This window comes from Bradyrhizobium sp. USDA 4516 (assembly GCF_054055915.1).
In genome coordinates, this window is the sequence record NZ_JBSRXT010000001.1 from 519,623 (window position 1) to 545,569 (window position 25,947).

Genomic DNA, 25,947 nt, shown 5'->3' on the forward strand with positions numbered 1-25,947 from the left:
ATTTGCCCATTATGTACGAGGGTGGATTTCGGCCGGCGCCTGGATGAGGAATCCTGCTCCGACGAAGCAAAGATGAATCATGACCGAAGCAGCGTCCGACGAGGTCTTGGAGTCGGTGGGATAACGTCCCTGATCGCTCCATCGCGCGAGCAACAAAGCGAGCTCCATGCCGCGCGGCATCGTCGCGGCGACAATGCCCCCTCCAGCTCAACGGATTAATGAACCACCTCCTGGAATTCCCTGCTCTACAAGGATCAGTCGTCGCCGTCGCGATCGACCCCAAGCATCGGTTCAGCAAGACTCCCTGCCTCTCCATCGTTCTGACGACGGGAAAAGGCGTCGAAGGCGACGCCCACTACGGCCAGTTTGTCCGGCATCGATATCTGGCGCGCCGAAACCCCCGGGCGCCAAACCTGCGGCAGGTTCACCTCATCCCGAGCGAACTGTACAAGGCACTGCGAAACTTGGGCTTTGACGTTAGCCCCGGAGACCTTGGCGAAAACATCACGACGACCGGGCTCGATCTCGAGAGGTTGCCTCTCAATACACAATTCCGCATCGGCGCCTCGGTGAACATTCGGCTCACTGGCCTCCGCACGCCCTGCATTCTCATCGATCGCTTCAAATCCGGATTGAAAAGCCGATTGCTAGCCGAAACGCCGAATCCGCCATTCCGGGCTGGCGTCATGGCGGTTGTGTCCGAAGGCGGCGAAATATCACCAGGCGATCCCATCCGTGCCGTCCTTCCGGATTGCCCTCATCGGCCTCTTCCCCCGCTGTGAACTGCCTTCGCCGCGGCGCGTTCAGCTGCCTCCAAGATCGTGTATTTCCGGTCGTAAGCCCTCGGGTGTGACTTCGAGCGTCGCAAGCGTAATTGGCAGGTTGAATCGCCGCGGTCCTGCGCTACCGGGATTGAGGTAGAGAACGCCGCCGACCGTCTCGATCTTCGGTACGTGGGAATGCCCGGAGACGATCACATCAATCGCCGCGCCGGGATCAGCCTGCAGCGTCTTCAGGTCGTGCAGAACATAGATCGCCTTGCCCGCCAGACGGACGATTTCCGTGTCGGGATACTCGCGGGCCCATGCGCCGCTGTCCACGTTTCCACGGATGGCGGTAACGGGCGCAATCAGGCGAAGCGCGTCGACGATTTCGGGCCGGCCGATGTCACCTGCATGAACGATGTAGTCGACACCCGCCAGGCGTCGCTCCGCCTCGGGCCTCAACAGGCCATGCGTATCCGAAATGATTCCAATCCTGAAGCTCATTACCCAGCGCTCTCACCCACGATCGCCAAAAGTCTATCGAGAAGCTCGACCTGCCCGGATAGTATCTTCGTGCGTGCAGACTCGATATCGAACCATTCCGCACGGTCGACTTCGGGAAAGCTCTGCCGCCGTCCGCTTCGGGGCGGCCATTCGATATCGAAGGTATTGCTGGTCAGCTCCGCCGGGTCAAAATGGCCCTCTCCGGCGAATGCCATGACGCGCTTGCCGCCTTGCTGTCGGACCTGCCCTAGTTCTTGCAGCCGACCAACCGAGGCAGTCTGACCGAGTTCCTCGGCAAACTCGCGTCGCGCGACCTGCTCTGGATCGTCCAGTGCATCGATTTCGCCCTTTGGGATGGACCAGGCGCCACTATCCTTGTTGCGCCAGAACGGACCGCCAGGATGTACGAGCAGCACTTCGAGCCCGCGACCTCCTTCACGGTAAGCCAGAATGCCCGCGCTCACTGTCGATCTCGTCGAATTCCCGCGGGGAGCCATCGGTACTCAAAACTCCGTCTCGGGGTAGGCCTGGAATCAAGACGGACGACACGGGTCGGTTCCGACAAGGTCTCGTTCTCCTTCCTCTCCTAATGACCGACCCTCAAGGTGCGATCCTCAAATTGGAGCCAAACCCGCACGGGGCTCCGATAAGAACAAAAAATCAGGACAAACGTTAGATCGATATGTCGGATGCTTTCCACTATTTTCGGGCCCACGCCATCCGAGCCCTCTGCAAGGCTCGGGCGATGCCGCTCGGAAGAATGAAGCATCTCCAGGCCGTGGTAGGCAGAGTATATCACCTCCTGATGAAGGAGGCCGCGCTCGGCCCGAACCTGCATCACATGGACGATTTTCGAGCGGCACAGAAGCTTGAGAAATCGCTGGACTCAGATTCGGTACCGAACAATGCGCTTCGTCCGCTCGACCACACGGCGCGGACTGAGGGCGACGGGAGGCCGCTGAGTGGCCGTCGCTGAGGCCGCGTAGCCGAGCTGAGAGCGATGAATAACCACCGAATGGTTTATTCAGAACCTATCGTCCGTGGTTAACTCTCGATCGTATTTCGACACTAGAATGTTACATCCCCACTTCGGAGAAAAATCCGGATGCTTCACGATATGCTCAAGCCGACTTGCGCTGCGGCTTGGCCGCCGGCTTCTTCGCCGGCGCCTCTTTCGCCGGCTTCTTGCCTGCGATCGGCATCAGCATTTCCTTCTGCCCAGCGGCGGCCTTACGCGGCTTTTTGCCTGATTTCTTGGGTGCCTCCGTCGCGGCCCCCTCTCTTCCAATGCTCTTGCGTAGCGCGTCCATCAGGTCCACCACGTTCTCGCCGCGAGGACGCGCCTTTGCTGTGATGGGTTTACCCGCTCGCTTCTGGTCGATGAGATCTATGAGGGCGGTTTCATACTGGTCTTCGAACTTGTCCGGCTCGAAGTGACCCGATTTTTGATTGACGATATGCTTGGCGAGATCGAGCATGTCCTTGGTGACTTTGACATCCTGGATGTCATCGAAATACTCGGCCGCGGATCGCACCTCATAAGGGTAGCGCAGCAGCGTTCCGATCAGGCCCTTGTCCATGGCCTCCAGCGCGATGATGTGCTCGCGATTGGTCAGCACCACGCGTCCGATCGCGACCTTGTTCATCTCGCGGATGGTTTCGCGGATGACGGCGAACGCATCGTGCCCCACCTTGCCGTCAGGACAAAGATAGTAGGGCCGGATCAGATATCGCGGATCGATCTCGCTGCGGTCGACGAACTCGTCGATCTCGATTGTTCGCGTCGATTCCAGCGCGACGTTCTCGAGCTCCTCCCTGGTCACCTCGACGAAGGTGTCGTCGTCGACCTTGTAGCCCTTGACGATGTCCTCATTGGCCACCTCCTCGCCGGTGTCGGCATCGACCTTGGCATATTTGATCCGGTGGCCTGTCTTCCGGTTGAGCTGATTGAACGAAACCTTCTCGGATTCGGACGTGGCCGGATACAGCGCGACCGGACAGGTAACGAGCGAGAGCCGCAGGAAGCCTTTCCAGTTAGCGCGGGGGGCCATGGGAACTCCGATACTGATGCCGGATTCAAGACGATCCGCAGGCCTTGGTTCCGACAGCACAGCGTCGCCAACAGGACAATTTTTCTCCGCCACGACCCGAGTGGACTCGACATTTGTTCTCGTTATGTTCTAATTCGGCATGGCCGATCGACCCGCGAGCTGGCGCATGCCGACCCCGAAGCAGATGGAAAAGCTGGCCGCCGAGGCCGCCCGCAGACCGGCTCCGCCCGCTCCGGCGCCGGACGCACCGCTTCCCGCCGAATACTGGGAATCGGTGCTCAAGGATCCTCGCGCCGATGTGGCCGATGCCCAGATGCGGCAACGGCGTCTGTCTGAGATTCGGCGTCACGTCCTTCGCGTGGCGTGCCGCCGCTGCGAGCGGATCGTCGAAATCCAGACAGCCGATGCACTCCGCTTGTACGGCCGCGACGCGATCTGGAAGGACGTCGCGCAGCGGCTGCTCGACAACACCTGCCGGCAACGAACCGGCAGGCATGAGGAAGACGGGTGCTGGCCGGCGTTCGAGACGCCGTAGCGAGCACCAGGTCGCCGATCGGATCTCTTTGCGCCGGTGTCCGGATGACCCCGAAATATCACCCTACGCCCTTGTCGGGCAGCGGCCGCAAGGCGCTGAAAAAGGAGCTTGGTAAGGCGCGCGCAATGGCCAACATCCTGGCCACCCGATCGGCAGAAATGCGGGCAAAGGGGGAAGCACTCATCCAGCAGGCGGACAAGCTGCTGTGCGAGAGCTGGAACGAACGCATGTGGTCCGACGGAGAGCCGATCGATCCCTCCCCGACGATCGACCAGGCCTTAAATGGAGGCTTCGCCTGGCTCGAAATCAGATGCGAAGCTTGCAAGACGCCAAGTGACGTTGACCTCGCGGCCATGAAGAATCCGCGGGCCACCTTCGTACATGATCTCGCCAGCCGGCTGCGCTGCCGAAAATGCAGCACGGCCGGCCGGCGTCCCTCTGCGACTCTGTTACAACTGGCGGGGCAGCCGCGCCACTCTCGGACCAAAGCCTGACCGATGTGCAATCTCTACTCGATCACGACCAATCAAGCCGCCATCGCCGAGTTGTTCCGCGTCGTGAACCGGTACGTCGGCAATCTGGCGCCGATGCCGGGGGTTTTTCCCGATTACAAGGCGCCGATCGTGCGCAATGGGGCCGAGGGCCGCGAACTCACGACGGCGCGATGGGGAATGCCGTCGCAGCACGCCATGATGGAAGCAACCAAAAAGCGCGCGGCAAAGCTCGAGGCGAAAGGCAAGGCGGTCGATTTCAAGGAATTGCTCAGAATGGAGCCGGACAGCGGAACGACCAATATTCGCAACGTGACGAGCAAGCACTGGACTCGCTGGCTCGGCGTCGAAAACCGCTGCGTGGTGCCGTTCAACTCGTTCAGCGAATTCAACAAGGCCGAGGGCGGTGATATCTGGTTCGCGCTCGATGAGACCCGTCCCCTCGCCTGCTTTGCCGGCATCTGGACCAACTGGACGTCGGTCCGGAAAGTCAAGGAGGGCGAGACGACCAACGACCTCTACGCGTTCCTGACGATTGAGCCCAATGCAGAGGTCGGCGCCATTCACCCGAAGGCGATGCCGGTGATCCTCACATCGCCGGACGAGGTAGAGGCCTGGATGACGGCACCTCCGGACGAGGCACTGAGTTTGCAGCGGCCGCTTGCCGACGGAACCCTCCAAATCGTCGCCCGCGGCGTCAAGGAAGATACAGCCGGGCTCGGGACGTGACCATCGAGATCGATGACGACCGGGCAATTGTGCCGGTCCGGCAGCGCAAGATCATCCACATCGACATGGACGCCTTCTATGCGTCCGTCGAGCAGCGGGACAATCCAGACCTCCGCGGCAAGCCGGTCGCCGTCGGAGGATCCCGTGAACGCGGCGTCGTAGCGGCGGCCAGCTATGAAGCCAGAAAGTTCGGAGTTCGTTCGGCCATGCCGTCCGTCACGGCAAAACGACAATGCCCCGATCTGATCTTCGTCAAGCCGCGCTTTGAGGTCTACAAGACAATCTCGCAGCAAATCCGCGAAATCTTCGCGGAGCATACACCGATCATCGAGCCCCTGTCACTCGACGAGGCCTATCTCGACGTGACCGACAACCTGCAACGCATTCCATGGGCGCGCGACGTCGCGCTCGCTATCCGGGCCAAGATCAAGGCCGAGACAGGTCTCAATGCTTCGGCCGGCATCTCATACAACAAGTTTCTGGCGAAGCTCGCCTCGGATCACCGCAAGCCGAATGGCCAGTACGTCATCACGCCTGAAATGGGCCCGGCATTTGTGGAAATCCTGCCCGTCGGCAAATTCCACGGCATTGGTCCTGCGACCGGTGCCAGGATGAATGCCCTGGGCCTCTACACGGGGCTCGATATGCGCAATCAGTCGCTCGCATTCATGCAGGCCAATTTCGGCAAGGCCGGTGCGTACTACTATTGGATCTCGAGGGGCGTCGATCATCGTGAGGTCCGCGCGGATCGAATCCGGAAGTCGGTCGGCGCAGAGACCACTTTCTCAAGCGATTTGACCGAATTCCAAACGTTGGCCGCCGAACTGCAGCCACTTATCGACAAGGTCTGGCGGCACTGTGAAGACAAGGCAGCGCGTGGCCGAACGGTGACCCTCAAGGTAAAGTTCAACGACTTCGAAATCATTACGCGCAGCAGGTCGGTACCTGCCGCGGTTTCGAGCCGCGCGGAACTCGAACGACTGTCGATCGCGCTGCTTCAGAACGAGATACCCTTTTCCAGGTCAGTCCGCCTGTTGGGGGTTTCGCTTTCGTCCTTACAAGGCGACGATGCGGCGCCGCAACTTGACCTACCGATCTGAAGGTCGCGGCTGACACGGACGTCGCCAATCCGGACGATACGTCTTTATCTCCATGCTGTGGAAATCCAGATTGCCGATGCGGTTCTATTGCATGGCCGCAACAAGGTCGGCAAGGACGCCGCGCATCGGTCGGTCGACAACACCTGCCACCAGCGCACCGGCAGGCATGATGAAGACGGTGCGGGCCAACATTTGATCCGATGCAGTGCTGGTCTCGATCAGACGTCATTTGTCCGTATCGACGGCCCAGTACCGGATGCTACCTTCCGCGCCGGACCGGCGAGATGAGCGCGATGAGCTCTCATCTCGCCGGCTGCGCGTCATTTCACAAGTGCATCATACGCTCGAGGCCGGCGCAGCCTTCATCGCAGGCTCCGATTCCGCGTCGGCCTCGAAGCCCTTCGCGGACAGATCGCGACCGAGCGTTTCAGGAAGCAGAAGAGAAGCCAGAATGAAAGTAGCTGCGGCAGGAAGGGCCACGGCGACCATGCCGTTCAGCAGGCTTCCGCCGAAACGAGCAGCCGCAAGGGGCACGATCACTGGCGCGATGCTGCCAAGGCCGCGTCCGCCCATATAGAATGTAGACACCGCCGTTGCGCGCAGGTTGACCGGATAGAGCTCCGAGATCCAGACGCCCGTCACGCCGAGCGCAACATTGCCAATACCGAAACCGATATAGAGCCAGAACATCGGCCACTCGGTCTTCGAGCCGGCGTAGAGCTGACTTCCCCACACCGCCATGCCAACCAGGGATCCGACCCAAAACAACGCCGGCACGAGAGCACCGAACCGGCGGCCAGCCCTGTCGTTGAAAAAGCCATTGGCGAGGTAGCAGATGCCGCTGACCACCGAAAGAAGAACGGCCGTGGTGCGAACGACATCGCCCGGCGTGTGCATGTCCCGGAGCAACAGCGTCGGAATGAAGGAGACGACGCTGTAGTAGCAAAGCATGTAGCTCATCAGCCACACGAAGGCAGTGACGGTCTGCCGCGCCAGACCATTGCGGAACAAGTCTGCAAGGGGAAGAGTGCGGGCCGCGGCCGCGACCGGACCGGCCTTGCGTTGCGCCTCGTACTCCAGCCAGATCTTCGACTCAGGCATGAAGAAGCGAATGAAGATGATCAGCAGGATCGGCACTCCGCCGCTCAGCAAGCCGATGCGCCAGCTCCACTCGTCGCTGAACGTCGCGATAAGCCAGATTCCGACGATCGAAGCCGTGGACGATGCGATCACGGCGCAGCCCTGAAGCGCAGCTGCTCCCAAGCCTCGGCTGCCTTTTTTCCAGGCCTCATTGAAAAGCACCATGCCAACGCCGTACTCGCCGCCAAGACCAATGCCGGTGATGAACCGCAGCACCGCAAGCGACCAGTAATTCCATGCGAAGGCGGAAATGATCGCGGCGACCGAGAACAGCGCGATGGTGAGCTGAAGCGAGGTTTTCCGGCCAAGGCGATCACCGATGACGCCGAACAGGGCCCCGCCGATCGCCGATCCGAATAGTGTCAGGGCCTGCAGGGAGCCGATCTCTGTCAACGATAGCGACATCGACCGCTGGATCGCGGGCAAGAGAAACGGAAAGATCAGGACATCATAGAAGTCGAGAATGTATCCCAGCATCGCCGAGATCATGATCGAATACCGTTGCCTGGCCGTGTAATCTTCCGCGCCTGAGAGGGTTTTGGACATGCAATGCGTTTCCCGTTGAAAGAGCTGGACAGTGGATGGTCGTTGCCGAAACGCTTTCCGCGTTATTGGGAACCGCGGATGCGGCTCCAGGTCTTGATCAGGCGGGCGAGGCCTAGCGGCCCGGTGCCCTCAACTCGGAATAGGCAAACTCACCCTTGTCGAGGATATGGACATCGTCGAGCCAAAGGCTGCAGCCGCGGAGCGGGATGTCGAGATGACACGGCGTGTCGTTCGTGCCGCCAAGCTCGGTATTCGGCCCCGTCGAGAACAGAACGTTTCCATAAAAGGAAAGCGCGTTCATGATATGCTCCGACGCGAGCTGCTGAGATGCAGCTATGTGGTGCCAGTCGGCGCGCTCATTCGATCCCCAGCCGATATGCGAGATCGCCCATCCACGTGGATCACCGAAACTGTCGATATAGTTCTTGATGAGCGTCGCGTCGGTGCCCTCGCCCTTGAGGTCGACAATGAAGCCGTCCTTGATGGTCAGCGTGACCGGAGACTGAATATAGCGCTTGAATGCGCAGAGAATGTCGCCTGGCATCAGAACGACAGTTCCGTTGACGTCGCCATCCGTGGCTTGGGTGAAAGCGAAGCCTGACGGGAAATGATCCCAGCGGCCCGGTTCATCGGTGTATCCGTACTCGGAAATGACCGGATACTGGTTTAATCCGTAGGTCACATCTGTTCCGCCCGGCGACGTGATGCGCATGGTTCTGGCTGACTGCAGGAGCGTTCGTGAGAGCTCCGTTCGCCGGCGGAGATCCTCGGTCGGGAACATCTTCTTGAGAATGTGGAACGGCTCCATTACGCGCAGAATGCGCGTGCCCGCTTCCTGAATTTCGAGCTGCTCGCGCGAGAACAGCAGGCCCAGAAGATCAATCACCATATCCACGCGCTTGAGCGTGTCGATCGCCGGCTGGTTACCGCTCAGCGCGTGTCTGCCCTGCTGGCCCGCAACCTTGCTCTGGCCGTACTTTGGAACATTGAGGTGGAAGGTTGTCGCACCAAGACCCTGGGCAGCCAACATGAATGTCTGGGCATACTCCGACTGATCCTCGCCGCCGCTCAGGACAGCTACGACCTCGCCTTCCCTTACCTTGCAGAGTGCAAGTTCGGCCTTGAACAGTTCGAGCATTTCAACATCGATGCGTTGCCGGGTCATCTTCAGTCATCTCCTTTGCCAGGCATGTATTCGCAGCGCTCCGACCGGTCTTTCGAGGGGTCAGGCGAGAACGTCATTGACGATCGAAAGGAAGCCTTCCGTGTCGTCGATGTGCATTTGGTGACCTGCACTCTCCAGTCGCCTGATCACGATGGACGGCAGCAGTCTTTGAATTTCTCTTTCATCTTCGGGACGGATGACATCGCCTTTGCCCGCAACGAGCAGCGAAGTGCGAACGTTGAGGTTGGCGAGGTCATTGTGAATGTCGTCGTGATGAAAGCCCTTGTGGCTTTCGACCAGGGCGCGCTCGTCGCAGGTGTGCATCCACTCGGCCCGAGCACGAATGTGCTTTTCAGGCCAGCGCGGCGCGGACGGGCTTCGCAGCGCCGCGTCCGCTTCTCCGAGGCTTGCGCTATGAAGCAGCTTGAGAAGAGGTCCGATCGGACTTGGGTAGGCGCGACGTCCGGGGCCGGAGACCGGTGGATCGACCAGGATCAACTGTCTTATGGACGATGGTCGCCAGCGTGCGGCACGAATTCCGATGCGGGCCCCCATGGAATGGCCGAGCAAGGTATATGCGCCTATTTCCAGCGCCTCGGCGAGCGAAACCAGATCGGAGGCGCAGGCATCCAGCGAATAATTGAGATGCGGTCCGCTTTCGGAAAGGCCGCGCCCCCGGACATCGAGCACATAGACGTCGTGTCCAACGCACAAACGTTCCGCGATGAACCCCCATTGTGCCGCCGTCGTCGAGATGCCCGGGACGATGACGATGGCGGGCCCGGCTCCGCCGAACCGCAGGTAATGCTGGCGGATGCCGTTCGCACGCACATGAGCGCCGTAAAGCAGACCGGATACCGGGGCGACCTTCATGTCGGCCGATCCTTGGTACGATCATCCGCCAGCGCGCGAAGCCGCTCGATGGCTTCCGAGGTCGGCATCACATCTGCGTACTTGCTGGCTATATCGAACAGGTTGACCGCGTGCGAAGTCGGCGAACGATCGTAGACGGCGTCGCTCGGCACGATCGATTTGAAATTCAGCGCGCACGCATCGACGACCGATGCCCGGACGCAGCCGCTGGTCGTGCAGCCGGTCACCACCAGTGAATCGATCCCGGCTCCGACGAGATACGTCGTCAGCGGGGTGCCGAAGAATGCGCTTGCCTGCGTCTTTGGCAGCAGCAGCTCCCCCGGCTCTGGAGCCACCTCGCGAACAAAGTCGTAGCCCTCGGGCGGAATCTGCATGATGCCCGGAATTTTTGCCGCGAATGCCCCCTGGTCATGGCTGACCTTGCAGGCGACATGCGGAAATATCACCGGCCATCCTCTGCCGCGAAACAACCGCATCAGTTCGGAAATCTGCGCTATGGCGTACCAACCAGCCTCACCGCAGCTGGTTGAATATTGCTTGATCGCCTCGCGGATCGGCATCGGCCGGTTACCGACCGAGCGGTACTGCACGTCAATCACCAGCAGCGCGGGCCGCTTGCCGAATCCAGCCGCGCCACCCAATCCTGCGATCGCGTAGGTCTCGCGCTCCTCGAGCGGTATCACCCTGTCCCAGGGCTGCTCTTTGCCGATCATCCTTGTGCACCGGTGCTCGTGGGGAGAGATGTCAATGAAGAGGAATGGCGGTCGCGTCGTACTGGTAGATCCAGTCGTAACGAGCGGCGGTCGCTTCCGGCGCCCACTGCGTCCTGATGTAGTCTCCCGCCGTTTCGGCCCTGGAGAGCGCCGGGTTGTGGAAGATCGGCAGCATCCCGGCCGCGGAGTTCACAACCCTGGTTGTGCGATCCAGGCGCAGGCTTTGATATGTCTGGAAAGCTCTCGCTGGATCGCCTGGGTGCTGCTCGAGGCATCGGGCGAGGACGGAGGCGTCCTCCAACGCCATGTTCACTCCCTGACCGAGATATGGCAGCATGGAATGGCACGCATCTCCAAGAAGCGTGACCCGTCCTTGCGACCAACCAGCCAGCGTGGGCCGCACGAACAGGCCCCACTTGTGAAGGCTTTCGACATTGCTGACGAGCGCGATGATGTCGGGATGCCAGCCCATGAAGTCCTTCAGGCACTCCTCGACAGACCCCTTCTCCGACCAGGATTCCAGAAGCCAGTCGTTGCGATCGACCTGACCCGAGAACGTCATCAATTCCGTGTTCTGCCAGCGGACCGGATATGCCGTGACATGCGCGGTCGGCCCGATCCATGTCGACACCACGGGCTCGCGCTGATGCGGCTCGAGGCGGTCGACCGGCACAAGACCACGCCAGGCGATTGCGTTGGTGTACTGGCTTTCGATTTGGCCGATCATCCCGGTTCGGACCTTCGAATGCGAACCGTCGGCGCCGATCAGCGCCCGACCTTCGATCTCGCGGCCGTCCGCGAACCGGGCCAAAATTCCGTCCCGGCTCTGGCTGAATCCGACAACATGAGCGTTCAGATGGATGGCGTCCGGCTTCAATCGCCGTACGCCGTCGACAAGGATCTTTAACAGGTGCGCGCGCAGCAGAAGGTAGGGTTGGTTACGGGCTGCGTCGGTGGTCCGGTCATACAGCGACCACGTTTCACCGGTGTTCCAGAGCCGGATGGAACGTCGCTCGGCCGCGATGCAATTCTGTTCGACTTGCTCGGCGAGGCCGAGATCGCGAAGTACGCGCACGCCGTTCATGGAGACCCAAAGGCCGGCTCCGACTTCACGCAGCTCGGCCGCCTGCTCGAAAACGTCGCAATCGATGCCGCGTCGAAGCAGCGATAACGCCATCGCCAAACCGCCGATGCCGGCACCCGCAATCAAGACGCTCGTTCTCTTGACCTGATCAATACTCATGATACCTCCAGAAAGTAGCTGCGCCGTCTCGCGCGGTTTCAAGCGGCATCCCGCCGGACCGCAAGGCTCTTCACGGCTTCGAAAATCTTGGTGTAACCGGTGCAACGGCAAAGATTGCCGTCGAGATAGTGCCGGATGTCCGCGTCTGTCGGGTGTGGCATGGTCTTCAAGAGCGCCGTGACCGCCATGATGAACCCGGGCGTGCAGAAGCCGCACTGCAGGCCGCCATGAAGCACGAACGCCTGCTGGATTGGGGATAGTCCGTCCGGCGGCGTGACGCCCTCGATTGTGGTGACCTCGCGCCGGTCCACATCGACCGCGAGCGTTGTGCAGCTCGAGATCGGCTCACCGTCGAGAAGGACCGTGCAAGCGCCGCACACTTCCATGTCGCAGGAACGTTTCGTTCCCTTCAGGCCCAAACGATCTCGGATGAGGTCGATCAAGAGCATATGGGCCGGGACGTCGACGGCGATCGTCTTGCCGTTCAACGAGAAGGAGATCGCCAATACCTTTGTCATTTCAGCCAGCTCCCGCCGGCGATGATCGCCTCATCGGCGTTACGCAGAAGAAGCACGCCTGCAAGGTGACGCTTGTAATCGGCCCCGCCATGCCGATCCGCGTTGACTTCAAGCTGATCCAGCGCCTCGGGAAGAGCTGTCTCAATCACCCGACGAGCCTCTGCCACCGCTACGTTTCGGAGGGCACCTTCGACGGCCGTCAAAGTCTGTGGCCGCGAACCAAGCGCGCCGACCCGTACACGGGCGCTCCTGATCGTGCTCCCGCCGGCGTTCAGTGACCAGGCCATCGCAACGTTCACTGAGGGCCTCTCACCATGCTTGAACCGGCGATAAGTTACCGGTCCCGCGAGCCGCGGGAACACGATGACTCTCAACAGCTCGTCAGGCTCGCGCACAGTTTCCATTTCGCTTCGGATGAAATCATCGGCGTGAATTTCACGCGTGCCCTTGGATCCCTCGAGCACCAGTCGTGCGTTCAAGGCCGCGAGCATCGTCGGCGGATCGGCGTGGGGCTCTCCGAAGCAGAGATTGCCGCCGATTGTTCCAACATTGCGGACCCTGATGTTCGCCACCTCCGCGCAGAGCGATGCCAGCGCCGGCACGTGCTCGCGGATGACGGAATCGCCGCTGATCTTCCTGTGCGTGCAGCGCGCGCCGATCTCGATCTCGTTCATGTCGTTGACGGCGATGCAATCGAGCCCAGGAATACCCTTGATGTCGATGAGGCGGTCTGCACGGATGACGCGCATTTTCAGCGCGAGCAGCAATTCGGTCCCGCCGGCGTAGAACATACCGTCCCCGGAATCGCCGACGGCACGCACGGCATCGGCAATCGTGGAAGGCCGCTCGAATTGGAAGGGTGACGGCAGCATGATCAGGCCGCGCCCAGCATTTCTTTGAGTCGCTTCTCGAACTCTTCGAAGTTCTGATCGACCCGGCGTTTGATGATGCCGAACCCCATGCTCGCGAGCCGGCCCTGCACGTCGACTTTCGCGTCCACGGCAAATGTGGACCCAGAACCGGCCTGCGTGACGGTTACGTCGAGGACAACGGCCAGCCGCGTTCCTGTGATCTTGTCGCGGCCCGTAGCGCGGGTGCGCACGTGAGACGGCTCGGTGATCGATTCAACGATGATGTCGGCCGGCACTTCGAGCTTGAAAGGACCGATCTTCTGCTTGACGGTTGCTTTGTAGGCTGCAAGCCGCTGGATTTCCTCAACGCTTTCGCACCCGGGAATGCAGCTCGATATGCGTGGAACGTCGAGCAGCGTGCTCCAAAGCTGTGCCGGGGTCGCCGGCACCGCCATTGACATGTTGAATTCCATGTTCAGTTCCTCTTCCGGAGTGCGCGCCACACTTTTTCGGGTGTCATCGGCAGATCGGTTATTCGGACGCCGTAGGCGGCGAACAGCGCGTTGGCGATCGCCGGTGCGACCGGCAGGATTGCTCCCTCGCCCATTCCTTTGGCTCCGCCAGGCCCGGGGCCGTCGCCGTTTTCGACAAGTATCGTGTCGAACGAGGGCGGCACGTCGGTGATCCGCGGGATCGAATAATCGATCGGCGTCGCGTTGACGGGTTGCCCGTCCTCGAACTCGAGCGCCTCGTGAAGCGCGTGACCGAGCCCCATGACAGCAGCGCCCTCATCCTGACCTTCCGCGGCGAGGCGATTGATCACACGGCCGACGTCGGCGGCGCTGGCGTACCGAGGCACACGGATCTCGCCGGTTTCCTCATCGACCACGATCTCTGCGAGAGCCGCGGATGTCTCCCAGAACAGAGGTGACTCCGCCAGGGAACCTTTCTTCGAACGCGGCGTGATGGCGCCGCGGCCGACCACTTCTCCCGAATCGACACCCAGGCTGCGGTGAAATATTTGATGGAAAGTGAGAACATCTGGACCGGTCGAGACGCCTCCCTCGACGAGTGACAGGCCGTCGCGGGGAAGCTCCCAGACCTCCGCAACCAGATCGAGAATCTGATCGGCTGCGTCGAGAGCGGCGCTCTCGACAGAGAGGCCGACGACGACGGTGGAGCGGCTCGCACCGGTACCCCAGTCGTAAGGAGCGACCGCTGTATCCGAGCGCAGGACGGTGACCGCAGACACCTTCTGCTTCAATGTCTGCGCCGCGATTTTGGCCATCGTCGCGTGCGCACCCTGACCAACCTCGATGCTGGAGACCGAAACCAGAATCGACCCATCGATCTTGAGACGCACGATCGCGTTGCTGATCGGCGTATTCGCCGGATCGGTTGCGGCAACCGCCAATCCATGCGCCTTGCGGTTGGAGGGTTGCGCGTCCGGCGCGAACGACCGCCTCACCCGGCCGATCAACTCGCTCATGTCCATGTCGAGCGCGCGCAGGTCGGGGCGGATGCGCTCGCCACGGGAGGCCAGGTTCAGCATGCGGAACTCGATCGGGTCCATGCCGATTGCCGCAGCCACATTGTCCATGTGCGATTCCTTGGCCCAAACCGCCTGCGGACCACCGATTGAGCGGAATGCCGCGCCAGGGACGGTGTTCGTGTAAACCGCACATGCTTCGAGCCGCATGTTCGGCACCACGTATGGTCCCATGATCCGATTCGCCGATTTCGTGGCGACTGCTGAGCCCGTATCTGAATACGCTCCGCCGTCGAGCAGAAGCCTGGCGCTCTTCGCGAGGATCCGTCCATTGGCATCGACCGCGGTTCGAATCGTGATGTCAGCGCCGAGCCTTCGGCAGGTGAGCATCGATTCGACCATGGATTGAGCGACACGAACCGGGCGCCGCACCTTCCAGGACGCGGCGGCGACCAACGGCTCGATCTTGACGGATGCCTTGCCGCCGAATCCGCCGCCAACGAACGGGACGATCACGCGGACCTTGGCCAGCGCCAGGCCGAACAGCCTGGACAGGACCTTCTGAACCGCGGTCGGCGTCTGCGCACCTGCCCAGACCGTCAGGGAGTCTCCCCGGAAGTCGGCGAGGACCGCATGCGGCTCCATCGCGAAATGCGAGATTGCCGGAAAAGTGAAGTGGTCCTCGTGAACGTACGCCGCGACCGCCTCCGCAGCTTCAACATCTCCGACGTTGTTCCTGTAAGTATGAAAGATGTTGCTGCCCGGTGTCGGCCTGGCGCCGCCCTTGAAGTAGAAGTCTTCGACGTTTTCGTGATGCTCATGGATGAGCGGCGCATCCGCCATCATCGCTTCATGGATGGTCGTCGCATGAGGGAGTTCGTCGTACGCGATGTCGACAAGCTCCGCGGCGACTTCGGCGATCTCGATGGTCTCAGCGATCACCACGGCGACCGGCTCGCCCACATACCGGACCCGGTCGATTGCCATGATCGGCCGGTCCTTGAGCACGACACCCCAGCAACCGAACGAGACGACATCCGCTCCGACGAGCACGTCGACGACGCCGGGTACGGACCTGGCGACGCTCACGTCAATCGACGAGATGCGCGCGTGAGGAGCCGGCGAACGAACCACAAAGCCGTGCAGCATCCCCGGGATCACGAGGTCGGTAACGTATTCTGCCCGCCCCGTAACCTTCTCGATGAGGTCGGGTCGTACGGCACTCATACTGTCAGTCAACGACATGCTCGGATCCGGGGTGCGAGGTCACAGCCGATGGTCAGGAAGCCTGCGCGGCTCCTCCTAGGGGGCAATCCTCAACCTCTACCCCAATTATCACTCGTATGCAAGCGCTACACTCGTATACGAGTGATATCCCTACCCGCCGGACGGATAGGGCTCGCGGTCAGACGGCATGGATTCTTGGGGGCAACGAATGTACACAAATGATCAACTCGGAACTTCCGAGGCCGAGCCATCCAGCTTTGTTCAGCCGAGCCACGGGCAAGTGCCGCAAGAGGACGAAAATCGTGCAACCGAAAACCAGGACGGCTCCGACGGAGAAGCCGAAAGAGGCCGCACAATCTTACAGGTTGGACGATGCGCCAGGATTCCTGTTGCGCGTCGCGCTCCGTACCCACACATCGATCTTTGTCGCGAAAATGATCGAAGAACTGACCCCACCCCAATTCTCGACGCTGGCGAAACTGAGGGAAGTCGGATCATGTTCTCAAAATCACCTGGGGCGACTGATCCACTATGATTCAGCAACGATCACTGGCGTCATCAATCGCCTCAAATCGCGCGGGCTGATCAAGAGCTCCAAGGATCCTTTGGATCCACGACGACGGCAGATCGAATTAACGGACAAAGGGAGGCGGACGGCGGACGCTGCGATCGAGACCATTGCTGAGATCTCCGGTGAGACATTTGCCCCCTTGACGAGGGAAGAATTTCGGACCCTGACCGAGATCTTGAAGAAAATCATACGCCGCTGAGCTCCACAGCGCTGAGCCGGCCGACAAGCTGATCCCGTAAACGCTTCAGCCGCCGCCAAGCAAAAAAATGGCCCGGCACGAGCCGGGCCAAGTCCAGGGAGGAAGCGAAGGATGTAGATCCTTCGCAAACGCCGACGCGGATCTCGATCGAAGACAGCCCAACGAACGATCTCAGCGACAGAACTATCCGGTATGCCGCCCGGCATTTTGTGCTGAAGAAGACGGAATTGCGCCAGTTTCCGGCATTTTCGCGTGACAAGGCCGGGATGAGCCACATCGGCGCGCGCCATGCTGCATGAACCGGAGGCCAGTCGGTCGATAGCCGATGACGAACCGATCACAACAATTGATTGAGCCCATCACCGGCCATCTTTCGAATGCCAGCTTCATCGCACGATCGATCGACGCCGTTCCCCGAGCGGCTATCCCGCGCGGCTGCGCAGGGCGCGGACGATTTTTGTCCTGAAGCGCGCGAGATCAAACAGCAATCTGGGTGCTCTCCTGACCGCAATCGCTCTACCCACGATCGCGAGCCGCAGAACGCGGACCAACCTAGCCAGGCCCAATTCCATGAATGCCTGCCGGACATGTGGCTGGTCGGCGATCGAAAGCATATTGTCCGCTACAACGATGGAAGATCTGAGCTCGGGTTTCTTCTGCAGAACAAAGTCACGGCATGCTGCCGCAAACTCCAGCTCCTGAGCGCTCAAGGATATGCTGAAGGCGGTTCGATCTTCCTCCGCCATACAATTGCTCCCCAAAGATCGCACTGCGCAGCCTTCGTCTTTCGACGTCACGGCCTGCGCGGCCTGGCTCTCGCCTTCCAATCGGCAACACGCCCGTGCCGGCTTTCTGCGAAATGTTCCTTGGTAGCATCGGGGGTCGCGGCATTTTCTGGCGAATACCCCTGCGGACAACCGTAAAAGCGCGATCGGTGGACCCAATTGGCGCGGGAACGCGGCATTTTCCACCGTCGGGGCGGTGCGCGGTCTGGCGCCGTGAGACGTGTCTTGTCGCAGCAGCTCCCTGCATTGAGCCTTCCGGCTGTTTTCCCCATCGCGGAGCCAGTCGATGAGCGGCCGTGACAGTCACCATCCGGGAAGGAACGAGGCTAACCCGCAGGATCAGATTCTTGCATCCTCGCGTTACTTTTCAGTGACGAGCATTTCCCGGAGCGCTATCGTCGCCCGGACTCCAGGCGCGCCCCTTATCTCCGCCTCCTGAATTGCGGGAGGCGTAGCCAATAACGAGCAAATTCGATGAGCATGTTGTCCACGTCCGAAATGGATCCCGGTTTTGCCAGAATGAATTTGCCCGAGCTTCGGATCAACTACGATCCGATTGATCCGGATCAGTTCGATCGGCCGATCACCTCATTCTGCATCGAAACCGGTGAAGACAATGACGAGCTTCCGCTCCACTCACACAAGAAAGGGCAACTCGTTGTCGCTTCACATGGATCGGTGATGTGTCGCGCCCCCGGCGGACTATGGATCGTTCCGCCGCAGGGTGCCGTGTGGATACCGGCAGGCGTCATGCACAGCAATTGCGTCTCGGACAATGGAAAGGTCTACGTCGTCTTCATCGATCCGCAGGCGAGTACGCTTCCGAGCACGTGCTGCACATTCACGATATCATCGCTCGTCCGTGAACTGATCCATCGGCTCTCCGTTTTTCCTCCCCTGTATCCGGTCGAGGGGCCTACCAGCCGGCTCGGACGCGTGCTGCTCGACGAATTGGTGCAGATGTCCACCGAACAGATGTACTTGCCCATCTCCACCGACAGCCGGCTTCAGCATCTCGCGGCATCGCTGCTCAATGACCCCGGCGATCGCAGCACGATCGACGAATTGGCGACCAGATATGCGATGAGTGTCCGGACCTTCGCTCGCCTGGTCTTGAAGGAAACCGGGATGACGTTTGGACGCTGGCGACAGCGCCTTCACATCCTCGTCGCGCTGCAGAGGCTGTCTGCGGGATCTTCCGTTCAGACCGTCTCGCTCGATCTGGGCTATGAAACTCCCAGCGCCTTCATAACCATGTTCAAGAAGGCGATGGGCAAGAGTCCGCGCCGCTTCCTTGCCGAGCGATCCAGCTTCGTCGGCCGTGAGCCCTCGGCTTGAAGACACTCGCCCGGCAGCCCTGGCTCCCAACATCGCAAGCTGGGGCCGCAGCTCGCGGCTTCTCCTATCGCGCGCTGAAAGGTACGAGAGGGTATTGGAGCGAAGCTTCGGCGACCGACTGCGGCGCCACCACGCGAGGCTTCCCGTTCTGCCCTTGAAGGATGGTCACGTCGCTGCCCATATTCTGGCCATTGGCGTCGAACTTGATCTTGCCGCTGGACATCAGGATAGGCGTCATGTCCGTTGCTTTTAGCGCAGCGTGGATCGCAGCGGGTTCGGAAGAACCGGCGCGGCTTACGGCGTCCGCAACAATCTGAACAGCTTCGAAGGCACAGCCTGAATTCCCGTCGACCCAGTCATTTGGATAATCGGACGCAAATCTCTTCAAGATCGCCGTGGCGTCAGGCGCCTTCGGATTGTACCACAGGGTCGACAGTATCGCGCCGTCGCCGTACTTGCCCAACGCGTCATAGTACGCCTTGTCCTGCGCGCCATTCGAGTTGGGGGAGAAGATCATTTTGGGATTCCACCCCTGCTTGGTGCATTCCCGAATGATCATGATGGCGTCGTTGACGCGCGTCACGGAGACCAACGCGTCTGCGCCCGACGCTTTGGCTTTTGCAACCTCGACCGAGAGATCCTTGGCTCTTTCATCGTATGGAATATACTCGGCAATCCTGAGGGGCACTTCGACCTCCTTCCAGGCCTGATCGATGCTCGCCGCGGTCGACTGTCCCATCGTATTGTTGAGGTGCATGACGGCGGCGCTTGTTGGAGCGTCCTTGATCGAGGACAGGATGGACTTCAGCTCCATGAGCGACTTCCTGACAATTGTCAGCGACGTCGGGTAGTACCTGAACACCTCGGTGAATCCTTGAGAGGTCACCTGGGTCGCGCTCGCGATGTGAACTACCATAGGCACTTTTGCGGCCTCGGCGGCCTGAAGCGCGGAGATGGTTGCTCCGGAATCCCACGCGCCGATAAGTACCGTGCACCCCTGCCTGATCAGGTTCTCGGCGGCAATCCGTCCGTTTTCCGGCCGGCTTTGCGTGTCCGCATGGATGATTTCCAGCTCTATACCGAACTTCTCCTTTGCGAACTTCGCACCGACATCGATGCCGCGTACGCAAGCCTGCCCCGGAAACGCCAGGACGCCACTGCTCGGATTGATTGCGCCGACGCGGACCTTGGCCGGGCTGGCCGCTCTTGACTGCCACGATGCGAGTCCGACTGCGGCGCCAATTCCGCTACCGATCAAGGACCGACGGGTCAAACCGCTTTCGATATGCTTTCTCATGTAGTTTCCCCTTTGGTTGGCTGCAAGAATACCGGATGCGGTCCGACAGCCGCGCTCGACGAACAATGAGGCGCTATCGGGCCAGGACAAGCACTCGCGCTCGGCGCTTCACGAGAAGCGCCGACTGCGTAGTTTGGCTCAGGGTTTGACTTCCGCCTTGACGAGGTTGTCTTCGCTCTCGTCATAAAGCGTATCGATCAACGACCGATACCTCTCCATGATCTGCTTCCGACGCTTCTTTCGAGTCGGCGTCATCATGCCGTTCTCGGGAGAAAGCTCTTCCGGCAATATCCGGAACGCCTTGATCTGCTCGGCCCTGGCAAGCCTGCCATTCGCCTTGCCGATCTCTGCTTCGATCATCCGCACCACGATTTCGGAGCTCGCCAGTTCCGAGTACCGGTCGACGCGAAGACCGTGCGATCTGGCCCAATCCATCGTCGCGGTCGCGTTCACCTCGATCAGCGCGGTGAGGTACTTCTTTCCTTCTCCAAGCACAGCCGCCTCAGAGATAAACGGGCTGCGCCTGAGCTCGTTTTCGATCTGCGTCGGGCTGATGGATTTTCCATTGGAAGTGTTGATGATCTCCTTTTTTCGATCGACCAGCCTGAAGAGGCCCGTCGAATCGACATCCACGATGTCTCCGGTGTAGAGCCAGCCATCGCGCAGAGCGGATTTGGTCTCTTCCGGCTTATTCCAGTAACCGACAAAGAGTCCGGGTCCCCTGACAATCATTTCCCCGTCTTCAAGAACAGCGGTCTCCCAAGCCGGATCCCGCAGCGGTACGCCCACGGTGCCAGCTTCCGGCCATTCCGCCATCTGCACCAGATTGGCGCCGACCAGTTCCGTCTGTCCGTAACATTCCTTCAGCTGCAATCCCCATAGCTGCCACAGCGACATCAGCTCGGGAGGCATCGCCGCGGACGAGGTGTATGCGACCGTGAGTTCCTCGAACCCGACCTCACAAAGCAGCGGACGGAAGACCTGTTGCTGGCACACGGCAAAGAGGCTGGAAATGAACGGGTCCGGCACGCCTCCGGCCTGACGATCATCAAGGGCCTTGCGGGCGATAGTCATCGCGAGCTGATAGTCCTGCTTCTGCTTCTCGGACCCGGCGTGAACCTTGCTGAGGATCTGGGTGGCATACCGCTGGAAGAACCGCGGCGGAGCCATGAAGTAGGTCGGCTTCACTTCCTTGACGGTTTGAGCGAACTCTGCGCTGTTCTCGCCGAAATGCGGCACCAGGCGGATGAGCAGAGGCAGTGTCGTTGCCTGTGCGCGTGCCACCGTGTGTGACATCGGCAGGTGCACGACGACACGGTGGACATCGGAGCGCAACTTCGACGTGAACAGGGTTACGCTGTGCGCGCCGGCGAGCAGCGACAGATGGGTCAGCATCGCTCCCTTCGGAAATCCCGTCGTGCCGGACGTGTATCCGATGCTGGTCAGATCGCTCGCCTTGGCTTTCGCGACCTGCTCCCGCAGAAAGATGTCGGCGTCAATCGATGTTTCGCTCCAGAAGTCATGAAGAGAGACGATGTTCGCCGGCCCGCCTGTCTTCTTCCACGCGGGATCGAGCACGATAATTCTTTTCAGCTGGTCAGCATGGCCCGACGCAAGGACGGTACCGAGCTGATGTTCACTGCCAACGAACATGAACGACGTTCCGGAGTCGGTGAGATAATAGCCGACCTCCTCCGCCGATGAGGTGAAGTAGACGCCGACCATGATGCCGCCGGCACAAATGATCGCCATGTCTGCAAGAAGCCATTCCTGGGACACATCCCCCATGATCGCCGCGCGATCGCCGCGTTCGAAGCCAGCCTTTTGCAGAGTGGCCGCCAACTTGGCCACCTCGTCCGAATACCGCTTCCAGGTCGTGGCGATCCACTCACCGCGACGTTTTTGCTTGAACGCGATCTCGTCAGAAAGCTCCACCCTCCGCTGGCACAGGAGCCGCGGAATGGTCACGTCGGCGAGTTGGGCGCCTGACGCAAAACCCTCGGCGCTCACCTCAACGCTCCGCGAAGCGCTTGCGCTTTTCAGCGAAGGCGGCCACGGCATCGCGCCGGTCGGGCGCGGCAAAGGTGATCGTCTCGAGCGCGGTCGAGGTGTCCAGGAGCAGATGCGCGTACTGCTTGATGATCTTGTTCACGCAATACTTGGTCCAGATGATTGATTCTCTTGGGCCGCTCGCGAGCATCTCTGCGTACTCGATTGCAGCATCCTTGACGTCCCTGTTCGAAATCACCTCGTTGATCATGCCGATGGACGCGGCCTTTTCCGCGGAGATGAAGTCACCGGTCATCAGGTAATGCTTCGCACGGACGGGCCCCATCAAAAGTGGCCACATCACCGCGCCGCCGTCGCCCGCGACCACGCCTGCAGTAACATGCGTGTCGGCAAACCTCGCGGCCGGACTGGCGAATATGACATCGCAGAACAAGGCGAGGGTTGCCCCGAGACCGACCGCGACGCCGTTGACCGCGGCGATGATCGGCGCCTCGACTTCCAGCATGTTCCGGATCAGATGGCGTCCGCCCCGGGTCGGCGACGGGATCGGACTCTTGTCGAGCGTTTTCTGATCGCCGCCCGAACAGAACCCCCGTCCCGCCCCCGTCAGAACGATCGCGCGGACCGCCTTGTCCTCGTCCAGCTCGACGAAGACCCGTTCGAGCTCGCTGTGCATATCCCAATTGATCGCATTGAGGATCTCCGGCCGGTTCATCGTGACGATGGCCACACCGCTCGGCCGCTTCTCGACGATCAGATATTTGTAGGTTTGCTTCGACATGGCTATCTTCCGTTTGTCTCTGTTGGCCTTACTTTTGCGGTCGCATGGCGCGGATCTGTCCGAGAATATCTTCCGTAGGCCGGACGACATTGTTCCTGTCGTTGAAGTGGGGAATCACATAGCGGCCACACATGTCGATCGCTTCCATGATCTTCTCGTGATTGACGGAGTCGAGATGGAGAAGCACCTCGTCGACGCCCATCGCCTGGAACTTCTCGATCTGACGAATGACGGTGTCCGGGCTTCCGCAGACAGTTGTCGCGGAGTGGTTGAGCAAGTAGTCCCAGTCCTTTCCCGCGCGCTCCATGGCTGGCACGCTCTCGCTCATATACGCATAGTCGTCGGCGAGCTTTGCGAGACGGGGATAGGCGTCCGTTGAAATCCTCGCATAGTGCATGAGGGGCTCGGCGTAATCGTCCTTCGCCTTCTGATCGGTTGACCCGATGCCGAAGAAAAGCGGAATGCCGATGCGCGGCCGATCGAGCGGGCCTTGCTCGTCACGCTTCCAGCCGCGACGGTAAGTGTTTAGAAGCTTTTCCTGGACCTCCCATCCCTGGTAGATGCAGTTACTCATGACGGCGAGGCCTTCGGATCCGGCCCAGCTGTGGCTCCGCTCGCTGGTCGCAGCGATGCCGATCACCGGATGTGGCTTCTGTATCGGCTTCGGCACCAGCATCCGCGGTGGGATCTGATAGTACTTGCCCTCGAAGGTGAAGATATCTTCGCGCATCGATTTCTTCAGGAGCGCGATACCTTCCTCCATCTGGGCAAGAGTTTCGCTCGGATCAACGTTGAAGGCGCGCATGGCGATGGTCGTGTTGGCCCGGCCGGCGTAGAATTCCATGCGGCCATGCGACAGGATGTCGGTTACTGCCAATCGCTCCGCCGATCGCAAGGCATGATTGATCTTCTGCGGCATCAGCGTCACCGCTGACCTCAACTTCACGCGCGACGTAACGGCTGCAAGGTACCCGTAGACGACCTCAGGCGCGGAGCTCGAGATGCCGCCGAGCGCAACGTGCTGCTCGGAAAGCGCGACGCAGTCGAATCCGACCTTTTCCGCCAGACGCACCTCGTCCACGAGTTCATGGAGTCGTCGGGCATAGCTCTGCCCGACCTGGGTTTCTTGCTCCGACCAAAACCCGAACGTAAGTGCCATCTTCTGGATCCTCATGGAGTGTCAAGATGGCGAAGCATTTCATGGGCGCGGCAACATTTTTGTTCGAATGCGCCACGCAGTTAGATGACTTTCCAAATTTTGTGCTGTGAGCAGTCAACGCCTGCCCCTTTCGCAGCCAACGCCGCTGAACATGGCGCGACAATCATTCTCGGCGTCCATCCGAGGAGAAGCACGAGAGATTCAGACGGCGTTGCTTTGGCTTCCAAACGAGACAGCCAGAAGATCTGTTATCGCCGCGAGACATCGTTCGCCGATCCTGGCCGTCGAGCCGAATGGGTTTCCGATGATTCCATTGGCGGTGACGGACTTGATCCCGTTTCTCCACATTGCCTGAAGCTGCTCTTCGGATAGCGCACCGAGATGCCCGACGTCGAACCGATCGAGCCGAACGCTGTCGGGGCGGAGCAACATCATGAGCGAGGTCTCCGCGATATCGGCATGTCCTCCAACAGCATTCGGGTCACCACCCGCTTGCTCGACGGCGCTTCGCCATCTCTCGATCCAGGCAACGGCATCGCAGTACGCGTCGATCTCGACGTCTACCGGAACGGCGCTCCTCAGCCGGGGAAGCATCTCCTGGAGCGCGGGAAAATTCCCGATGTGGCCTGAGAACAGCAGAATGCGCCTGAAGCCGTGCCTCGCAAGACTTGTGCAATAATCCAGGCAGATCGATCCGAACGTCTCCGGACGAATGGAGATCGTCCCCGGGAAGACCAGATGGTGGGCTGAACAACCGACCTTGATGGTGGGCGCGATCAGGGTGCCTCCCAGCTGCCGCGCCAGTCTTGCCGCAATGGCGTCTGCATGATCCGCATCCATGCAGAGCGGAAGGTGCGGTCCATGTTGCTCCACAGCTCCGCAGGGTATCAGGACGGTCGATGCCCCCGCAGCAAGGGCAGCCGATACCTGTTCGAAGCTCAGCAGTTCAAGACGGAGCTCGTCAGGCAATGCCGGTGCAGTCATTCACGCTTTCCTTGGCTGTTTCGACAGGAAGCGCGAACGCGCCTGTGCCGAACTATCGTCTACCAGATACGCCGAGAGATCCTCGATCGTCACCGCCTCGAGCGCAGCATCGTCCATTTGGCCCGTCAGGTTCAGCGAACGCTTGATCGCCGTAAACAGCTTGCCCTCCTTTCCACGAAGATACCTGCATACCTCTCCGGCTCTCACCATCACTTCCGCGGTGCTTGCGATCTCGTTGATCGCCCCAATTTGGAGTGCGCTTTTGGCGTCGGTCAAGTCGCCCCAGTAGAGCAATGCCTGCGCCTCACGAAGCCCAAGCTTCTGCACTGCCTTCCGGATTCCTTTGGCTGCAGGCAACAGGCCGTGGTTGATTTCCGGGAACCCGACTTTGCATTCATGGTTCGCTACGACGTAGTCGGCGTGAAGAAGGAACTCCAAGGCCCCGCCGACAGCGTATCCACGCACGGCACACACGAAGGGCCCGGGGTATCTCTCCATCTCGCAAAGAAGCGCGTGGAAGCTCCTCATCCGAGGCCGTGATATTTCGATGCCGGCGACCTCCTTTATGTCTCCGCCCGCGCTGAAGAAGCGCTCGCCCTGGCCGGTCAGGACAATGCCCGGCGGCGACACCTCGCGAGACAATGCGCGAAACGTGTCCAGCAGCCGGCCAACAAGCGCGTTGTTCAGTGCGTTCGCCGGCGGCCTGTTCATGGTCATGGTGACCACATCGCGGTCGCGTTCGATCAGAATGGCGTCATCGGCTTCCATGGAAATAGCCTAGGCGAGGCCTTGTGGAATTGGTTGCGGGACACCCTTTCCCCGACGCCGCTGCTCGACACAAATGGTCGCGCCCGGGCTATTTCGCGGCATCTTCTGCCGCGACC

General features: G+C 60.5%; 27 protein-coding genes. 7 read left to right on the top strand and 20 right to left on the bottom strand.

Annotation, left to right across the window (positions count from 1 at the left end; all coding sequences use genetic code 11):
• The first annotated feature begins 218 nt into the window (after positions 1–218).
• Positions 219–782 carry an MOSC domain-containing protein gene (locus ACVI1L_RS02380; protein ID WP_456782178.1) on the top strand — a complete coding sequence of 188 codons (564 nt, stop codon included), beginning with the start codon at positions 219–221 and terminating at the stop codon, positions 780–782.
• Between the two features lie 21 nt (positions 783–803).
• On the opposite strand, the gene ACVI1L_RS02385 is transcribed toward ACVI1L_RS02380, so the two are convergent.
• From ACVI1L_RS02385 to ku, 3 genes are all read right to left on the bottom strand, one after another.
• Positions 804–1,268 (bottom strand): metallophosphoesterase family protein, encoded by a 465-nt coding sequence (locus ACVI1L_RS02385; protein WP_456782179.1) that lies wholly within the window; start codon positions 1,266–1,268, stop codon positions 804–806.
• Positions 1,268–1,765 (bottom strand): NUDIX domain-containing protein, encoded by a 498-nt coding sequence (locus tag ACVI1L_RS02390; RefSeq protein WP_168856904.1) that lies wholly within the window; start codon positions 1,763–1,765, stop codon positions 1,268–1,270. The genes ACVI1L_RS02385 and ACVI1L_RS02390 overlap by 1 nt, the downstream gene beginning before the upstream one ends.
• 624 nt (positions 1,766–2,389) lie before the next feature.
• Positions 2,390–3,319 carry a non-homologous end joining protein Ku gene (ku, locus tag ACVI1L_RS02395; RefSeq protein ID WP_456782180.1) on the bottom strand — a complete coding sequence of 310 codons (930 nt, stop codon included), beginning with the start codon at positions 3,317–3,319 and terminating at the stop codon, positions 2,390–2,392.
• 139 nt (positions 3,320–3,458) lie between these two features.
• Here ku and ACVI1L_RS02400 point away from each other — a divergent pair, with 139 nt between their 5' ends.
• From ACVI1L_RS02400 to dinB, 4 genes are read left to right on the top strand one after another with little or no spacing between them, the layout of a single operon-like run.
• A complete protein-coding gene (locus tag ACVI1L_RS02400; protein ID WP_456782181.1) occupies positions 3,459–3,854 on the top strand; it encodes a hypothetical protein in 396 nt (131 codons plus the stop codon).
• Positions 3,855–3,898: 44 nt separating this feature from the next.
• On the top strand, positions 3,899–4,348 hold the full coding sequence (locus ACVI1L_RS02405) for a hypothetical protein (RefSeq protein ID WP_456782182.1): 450 nt from the start codon (positions 3,899–3,901) through the stop codon (positions 4,346–4,348).
• A gap of 3 nt (positions 4,349–4,351) precedes the next feature.
• Positions 4,352–5,074: an SOS response-associated peptidase gene (locus ACVI1L_RS02410; RefSeq protein WP_456782183.1), complete on the top strand. Its 723-nt coding sequence runs from the start codon at positions 4,352–4,354 to the stop codon at positions 5,072–5,074.
• Positions 5,071–6,174, top strand: coding sequence for a DNA polymerase IV (dinB, locus tag ACVI1L_RS02415; RefSeq protein ID WP_456782184.1), 1,104 nt, complete (start codon positions 5,071–5,073; stop codon positions 6,172–6,174). The genes ACVI1L_RS02410 and dinB overlap by 4 nt, the downstream gene beginning before the upstream one ends.
• A gap of 336 nt (positions 6,175–6,510) precedes the next feature.
• On the opposite strand, the gene ACVI1L_RS02420 is transcribed toward dinB, so the two are convergent.
• From ACVI1L_RS02420 to ACVI1L_RS02460, 9 genes are all read right to left on the bottom strand, one after another.
• The gene (locus ACVI1L_RS02420) at positions 6,511–7,860 is read right to left on the bottom strand and encodes an MFS transporter (RefSeq protein WP_456782185.1); all 1,350 of its coding nucleotides are present in this window, start codon (positions 7,858–7,860) and stop codon (positions 6,511–6,513) included.
• Positions 7,861–7,972: 112 nt separating this feature from the next.
• On the bottom strand, positions 7,973–9,025 hold the full coding sequence (locus ACVI1L_RS02425; protein WP_456782186.1) for a leucyl aminopeptidase: 1,053 nt from the start codon (positions 9,023–9,025) through the stop codon (positions 7,973–7,975).
• A gap of 60 nt (positions 9,026–9,085) precedes the next feature.
• A complete protein-coding gene (locus tag ACVI1L_RS02430; RefSeq protein ID WP_057017965.1) occupies positions 9,086–9,898 on the bottom strand; it encodes an alpha/beta fold hydrolase in 813 nt (270 codons plus the stop codon).
• Positions 9,895–10,611 (bottom strand): isochorismatase family protein, encoded by a 717-nt coding sequence (locus tag ACVI1L_RS02435; protein ID WP_456782187.1) that lies wholly within the window; start codon positions 10,609–10,611, stop codon positions 9,895–9,897. Before ACVI1L_RS02435 ends, ACVI1L_RS02430 begins: the two co-directional genes overlap by 4 nt.
• A gap of 31 nt (positions 10,612–10,642) precedes the next feature.
• Positions 10,643–11,854 (bottom strand): FAD-dependent monooxygenase, encoded by a 1,212-nt coding sequence (locus ACVI1L_RS02440; RefSeq protein WP_456782188.1) that lies wholly within the window; start codon positions 11,852–11,854, stop codon positions 10,643–10,645.
• A 38-nt stretch (positions 11,855–11,892) separates the two neighbouring features.
• The gene (locus ACVI1L_RS02445; protein ID WP_456782189.1) at positions 11,893–12,372 is read right to left on the bottom strand and encodes a (2Fe-2S)-binding protein; all 480 of its coding nucleotides are present in this window, start codon (positions 12,370–12,372) and stop codon (positions 11,893–11,895) included.
• Positions 12,369–13,244, bottom strand: a complete 876-nt coding sequence (locus ACVI1L_RS02450; protein WP_456782190.1) for an FAD binding domain-containing protein — start codon at positions 13,242–13,244, stop codon at positions 12,369–12,371. The genes ACVI1L_RS02445 and ACVI1L_RS02450 overlap by 4 nt, the downstream gene beginning before the upstream one ends.
• Before the next feature lie 2 nt (positions 13,245–13,246).
• Positions 13,247–13,696 carry a CoxG family protein gene (locus tag ACVI1L_RS02455; protein ID WP_456782191.1) on the bottom strand — a complete coding sequence of 150 codons (450 nt, stop codon included), beginning with the start codon at positions 13,694–13,696 and terminating at the stop codon, positions 13,247–13,249.
• A gap of 2 nt (positions 13,697–13,698) precedes the next feature.
• Positions 13,699–15,957 carry a xanthine dehydrogenase family protein molybdopterin-binding subunit gene (locus tag ACVI1L_RS02460; RefSeq protein WP_456782192.1) on the bottom strand — a complete coding sequence of 753 codons (2,259 nt, stop codon included), beginning with the start codon at positions 15,955–15,957 and terminating at the stop codon, positions 13,699–13,701.
• 284 nt (positions 15,958–16,241) lie between these two features.
• Here ACVI1L_RS02460 and ACVI1L_RS02465 point away from each other — a divergent pair, with 284 nt between their 5' ends.
• Positions 16,242–16,709: a MarR family winged helix-turn-helix transcriptional regulator gene (locus ACVI1L_RS02465; protein WP_050401629.1), complete on the top strand. Its 468-nt coding sequence runs from the start codon at positions 16,242–16,244 to the stop codon at positions 16,707–16,709.
• Here ACVI1L_RS02465 and ACVI1L_RS02470 read toward each other — a convergent pair.
• Positions 16,696–16,986 (bottom strand): hypothetical protein, encoded by a 291-nt coding sequence (locus tag ACVI1L_RS02470; RefSeq protein WP_456782193.1) that lies wholly within the window; start codon positions 16,984–16,986, stop codon positions 16,696–16,698. The genes ACVI1L_RS02465 and ACVI1L_RS02470 overlap by 14 nt on opposite strands.
• 145 nt (positions 16,987–17,131) lie before the next feature.
• The gene (locus ACVI1L_RS02475) at positions 17,132–17,455 is read right to left on the bottom strand and encodes a hypothetical protein (protein ID WP_456782194.1); all 324 of its coding nucleotides are present in this window, start codon (positions 17,453–17,455) and stop codon (positions 17,132–17,134) included.
• A gap of 513 nt (positions 17,456–17,968) precedes the next feature.
• On the opposite strand from ACVI1L_RS02475, the gene ACVI1L_RS02480 reads away from it, so the two are divergent.
• Positions 17,969–18,832, top strand: a complete 864-nt coding sequence (locus ACVI1L_RS02480) for an AraC family transcriptional regulator (RefSeq protein ID WP_456782195.1) — start codon at positions 17,969–17,971, stop codon at positions 18,830–18,832.
• A gap of 64 nt (positions 18,833–18,896) precedes the next feature.
• Here the strand turns inward: ACVI1L_RS02480 and ACVI1L_RS02485 are convergent, their stop codons facing one another.
• The 6 genes from ACVI1L_RS02485 to ACVI1L_RS02510 form a co-directional block, all read right to left on the bottom strand.
• Positions 18,897–20,129, bottom strand: coding sequence for an ABC transporter substrate-binding protein (locus ACVI1L_RS02485; protein ID WP_456782196.1), 1,233 nt, complete (start codon positions 20,127–20,129; stop codon positions 18,897–18,899).
• Positions 20,130–20,267: 138 nt separating this feature from the next.
• Positions 20,268–22,139, bottom strand: a complete 1,872-nt coding sequence (locus ACVI1L_RS02490; protein WP_456782197.1) for an AMP-dependent synthetase/ligase — start codon at positions 22,137–22,139, stop codon at positions 20,268–20,270.
• Position 22,140: 1 nt separating this feature from the next.
• The gene (locus ACVI1L_RS02495; protein ID WP_456782198.1) at positions 22,141–22,920 is read right to left on the bottom strand and encodes an enoyl-CoA hydratase/isomerase family protein; all 780 of its coding nucleotides are present in this window, start codon (positions 22,918–22,920) and stop codon (positions 22,141–22,143) included.
• A 28-nt stretch (positions 22,921–22,948) separates the two neighbouring features.
• Positions 22,949–24,079 carry an LLM class flavin-dependent oxidoreductase gene (locus ACVI1L_RS02500; RefSeq protein ID WP_212022778.1) on the bottom strand — a complete coding sequence of 377 codons (1,131 nt, stop codon included), beginning with the start codon at positions 24,077–24,079 and terminating at the stop codon, positions 22,949–22,951.
• Between the two features lie 201 nt (positions 24,080–24,280).
• Complete coding sequence (locus ACVI1L_RS02505) at positions 24,281–25,063, bottom strand: creatininase family protein (RefSeq protein ID WP_456782199.1); 783 nt, start codon at positions 25,061–25,063, stop codon at positions 24,281–24,283.
• Positions 25,064–25,831, bottom strand: a complete 768-nt coding sequence (locus ACVI1L_RS02510; RefSeq protein ID WP_456782200.1) for an enoyl-CoA hydratase/isomerase family protein — start codon at positions 25,829–25,831, stop codon at positions 25,064–25,066.
• Positions 25,832–25,947 lie beyond the last annotated feature (116 nt).

What these genes read in the sequence shown, in the direction of transcription:
- ACVI1L_RS02475 (WP_456782194.1), bottom strand. Translation starts at nt 17,455, where the DNA reads ATGGCGGAGGAAGATCGAACCGCCTTCAGCATATCCTTGAGCGCTCAG.
- ACVI1L_RS02500 (WP_212022778.1), bottom strand. Translation starts at nt 24,079, where the DNA reads ATGGCACTTACGTTCGGGTTTTGGTCGGAGCAAGAAACCCAGGTCGGG.
- ACVI1L_RS02420 (WP_456782185.1), bottom strand. Translation starts at nt 7,860, where the DNA reads ATGTCCAAAACCCTCTCAGGCGCGGAAGATTACACGGCCAGGCAACGG.
- ACVI1L_RS02510 (WP_456782200.1), bottom strand. Translation starts at nt 25,831, where the DNA reads ATGGAAGCCGATGACGCCATTCTGATCGAACGCGACCGCGATGTGGTC.
- ACVI1L_RS02390 (WP_168856904.1), bottom strand. Translation starts at nt 1,765, where the DNA reads ATGGCTCCCCGCGGGAATTCGACGAGATCGACAGTGAGCGCGGGCATT.
- ACVI1L_RS02410 (WP_456782183.1), top strand. Translation starts at nt 4,352, where the DNA reads ATGTGCAATCTCTACTCGATCACGACCAATCAAGCCGCCATCGCCGAG.
- ACVI1L_RS02495 (WP_456782198.1), bottom strand. Translation starts at nt 22,920, where the DNA reads ATGTCGAAGCAAACCTACAAATATCTGATCGTCGAGAAGCGGCCGAGC.
- ku (WP_456782180.1), bottom strand. Translation starts at nt 3,319, where the DNA reads ATGGCCCCCCGCGCTAACTGGAAAGGCTTCCTGCGGCTCTCGCTCGTT.
- ACVI1L_RS02460 (WP_456782192.1), bottom strand. Translation starts at nt 15,957, where the DNA reads ATGTCGTTGACTGACAGTATGAGTGCCGTACGACCCGACCTCATCGAG.
- ACVI1L_RS02505 (WP_456782199.1), bottom strand. Translation starts at nt 25,063, where the DNA reads ATGACTGCACCGGCATTGCCTGACGAGCTCCGTCTTGAACTGCTGAGC.
- ACVI1L_RS02400 (WP_456782181.1), top strand. Translation starts at nt 3,459, where the DNA reads ATGGCCGATCGACCCGCGAGCTGGCGCATGCCGACCCCGAAGCAGATG.
- ACVI1L_RS02435 (WP_456782187.1), bottom strand. Translation starts at nt 10,611, where the DNA reads ATGATCGGCAAAGAGCAGCCCTGGGACAGGGTGATACCGCTCGAGGAG.
- ACVI1L_RS02380 (WP_456782178.1), top strand. Translation starts at nt 219, where the DNA reads ATGAACCACCTCCTGGAATTCCCTGCTCTACAAGGATCAGTCGTCGCC.
- ACVI1L_RS02480 (WP_456782195.1), top strand. Translation starts at nt 17,969, where the DNA reads ATGAGCATGTTGTCCACGTCCGAAATGGATCCCGGTTTTGCCAGAATG.
- ACVI1L_RS02470 (WP_456782193.1), bottom strand. Translation starts at nt 16,986, where the DNA reads ATGTGGCTCATCCCGGCCTTGTCACGCGAAAATGCCGGAAACTGGCGC.
- ACVI1L_RS02485 (WP_456782196.1), bottom strand. Translation starts at nt 20,129, where the DNA reads ATGAGAAAGCATATCGAAAGCGGTTTGACCCGTCGGTCCTTGATCGGT.
- ACVI1L_RS02455 (WP_456782191.1), bottom strand. Translation starts at nt 13,696, where the DNA reads ATGGAATTCAACATGTCAATGGCGGTGCCGGCGACCCCGGCACAGCTT.
- ACVI1L_RS02385 (WP_456782179.1), bottom strand. Translation starts at nt 1,268, where the DNA reads ATGAGCTTCAGGATTGGAATCATTTCGGATACGCATGGCCTGTTGAGG.
- ACVI1L_RS02440 (WP_456782188.1), bottom strand. Translation starts at nt 11,854, where the DNA reads ATGAGTATTGATCAGGTCAAGAGAACGAGCGTCTTGATTGCGGGTGCC.
- ACVI1L_RS02425 (WP_456782186.1), bottom strand. Translation starts at nt 9,025, where the DNA reads ATGACCCGGCAACGCATCGATGTTGAAATGCTCGAACTGTTCAAGGCC.
- ACVI1L_RS02405 (WP_456782182.1), top strand. Translation starts at nt 3,899, where the DNA reads ATGACCCCGAAATATCACCCTACGCCCTTGTCGGGCAGCGGCCGCAAG.
- ACVI1L_RS02445 (WP_456782189.1), bottom strand. Translation starts at nt 12,372, where the DNA reads ATGACAAAGGTATTGGCGATCTCCTTCTCGTTGAACGGCAAGACGATC.
- ACVI1L_RS02430 (WP_057017965.1), bottom strand. Translation starts at nt 9,898, where the DNA reads ATGAAGGTCGCCCCGGTATCCGGTCTGCTTTACGGCGCTCATGTGCGT.
- ACVI1L_RS02450 (WP_456782190.1), bottom strand. Translation starts at nt 13,244, where the DNA reads ATGCTGCCGTCACCCTTCCAATTCGAGCGGCCTTCCACGATTGCCGAT.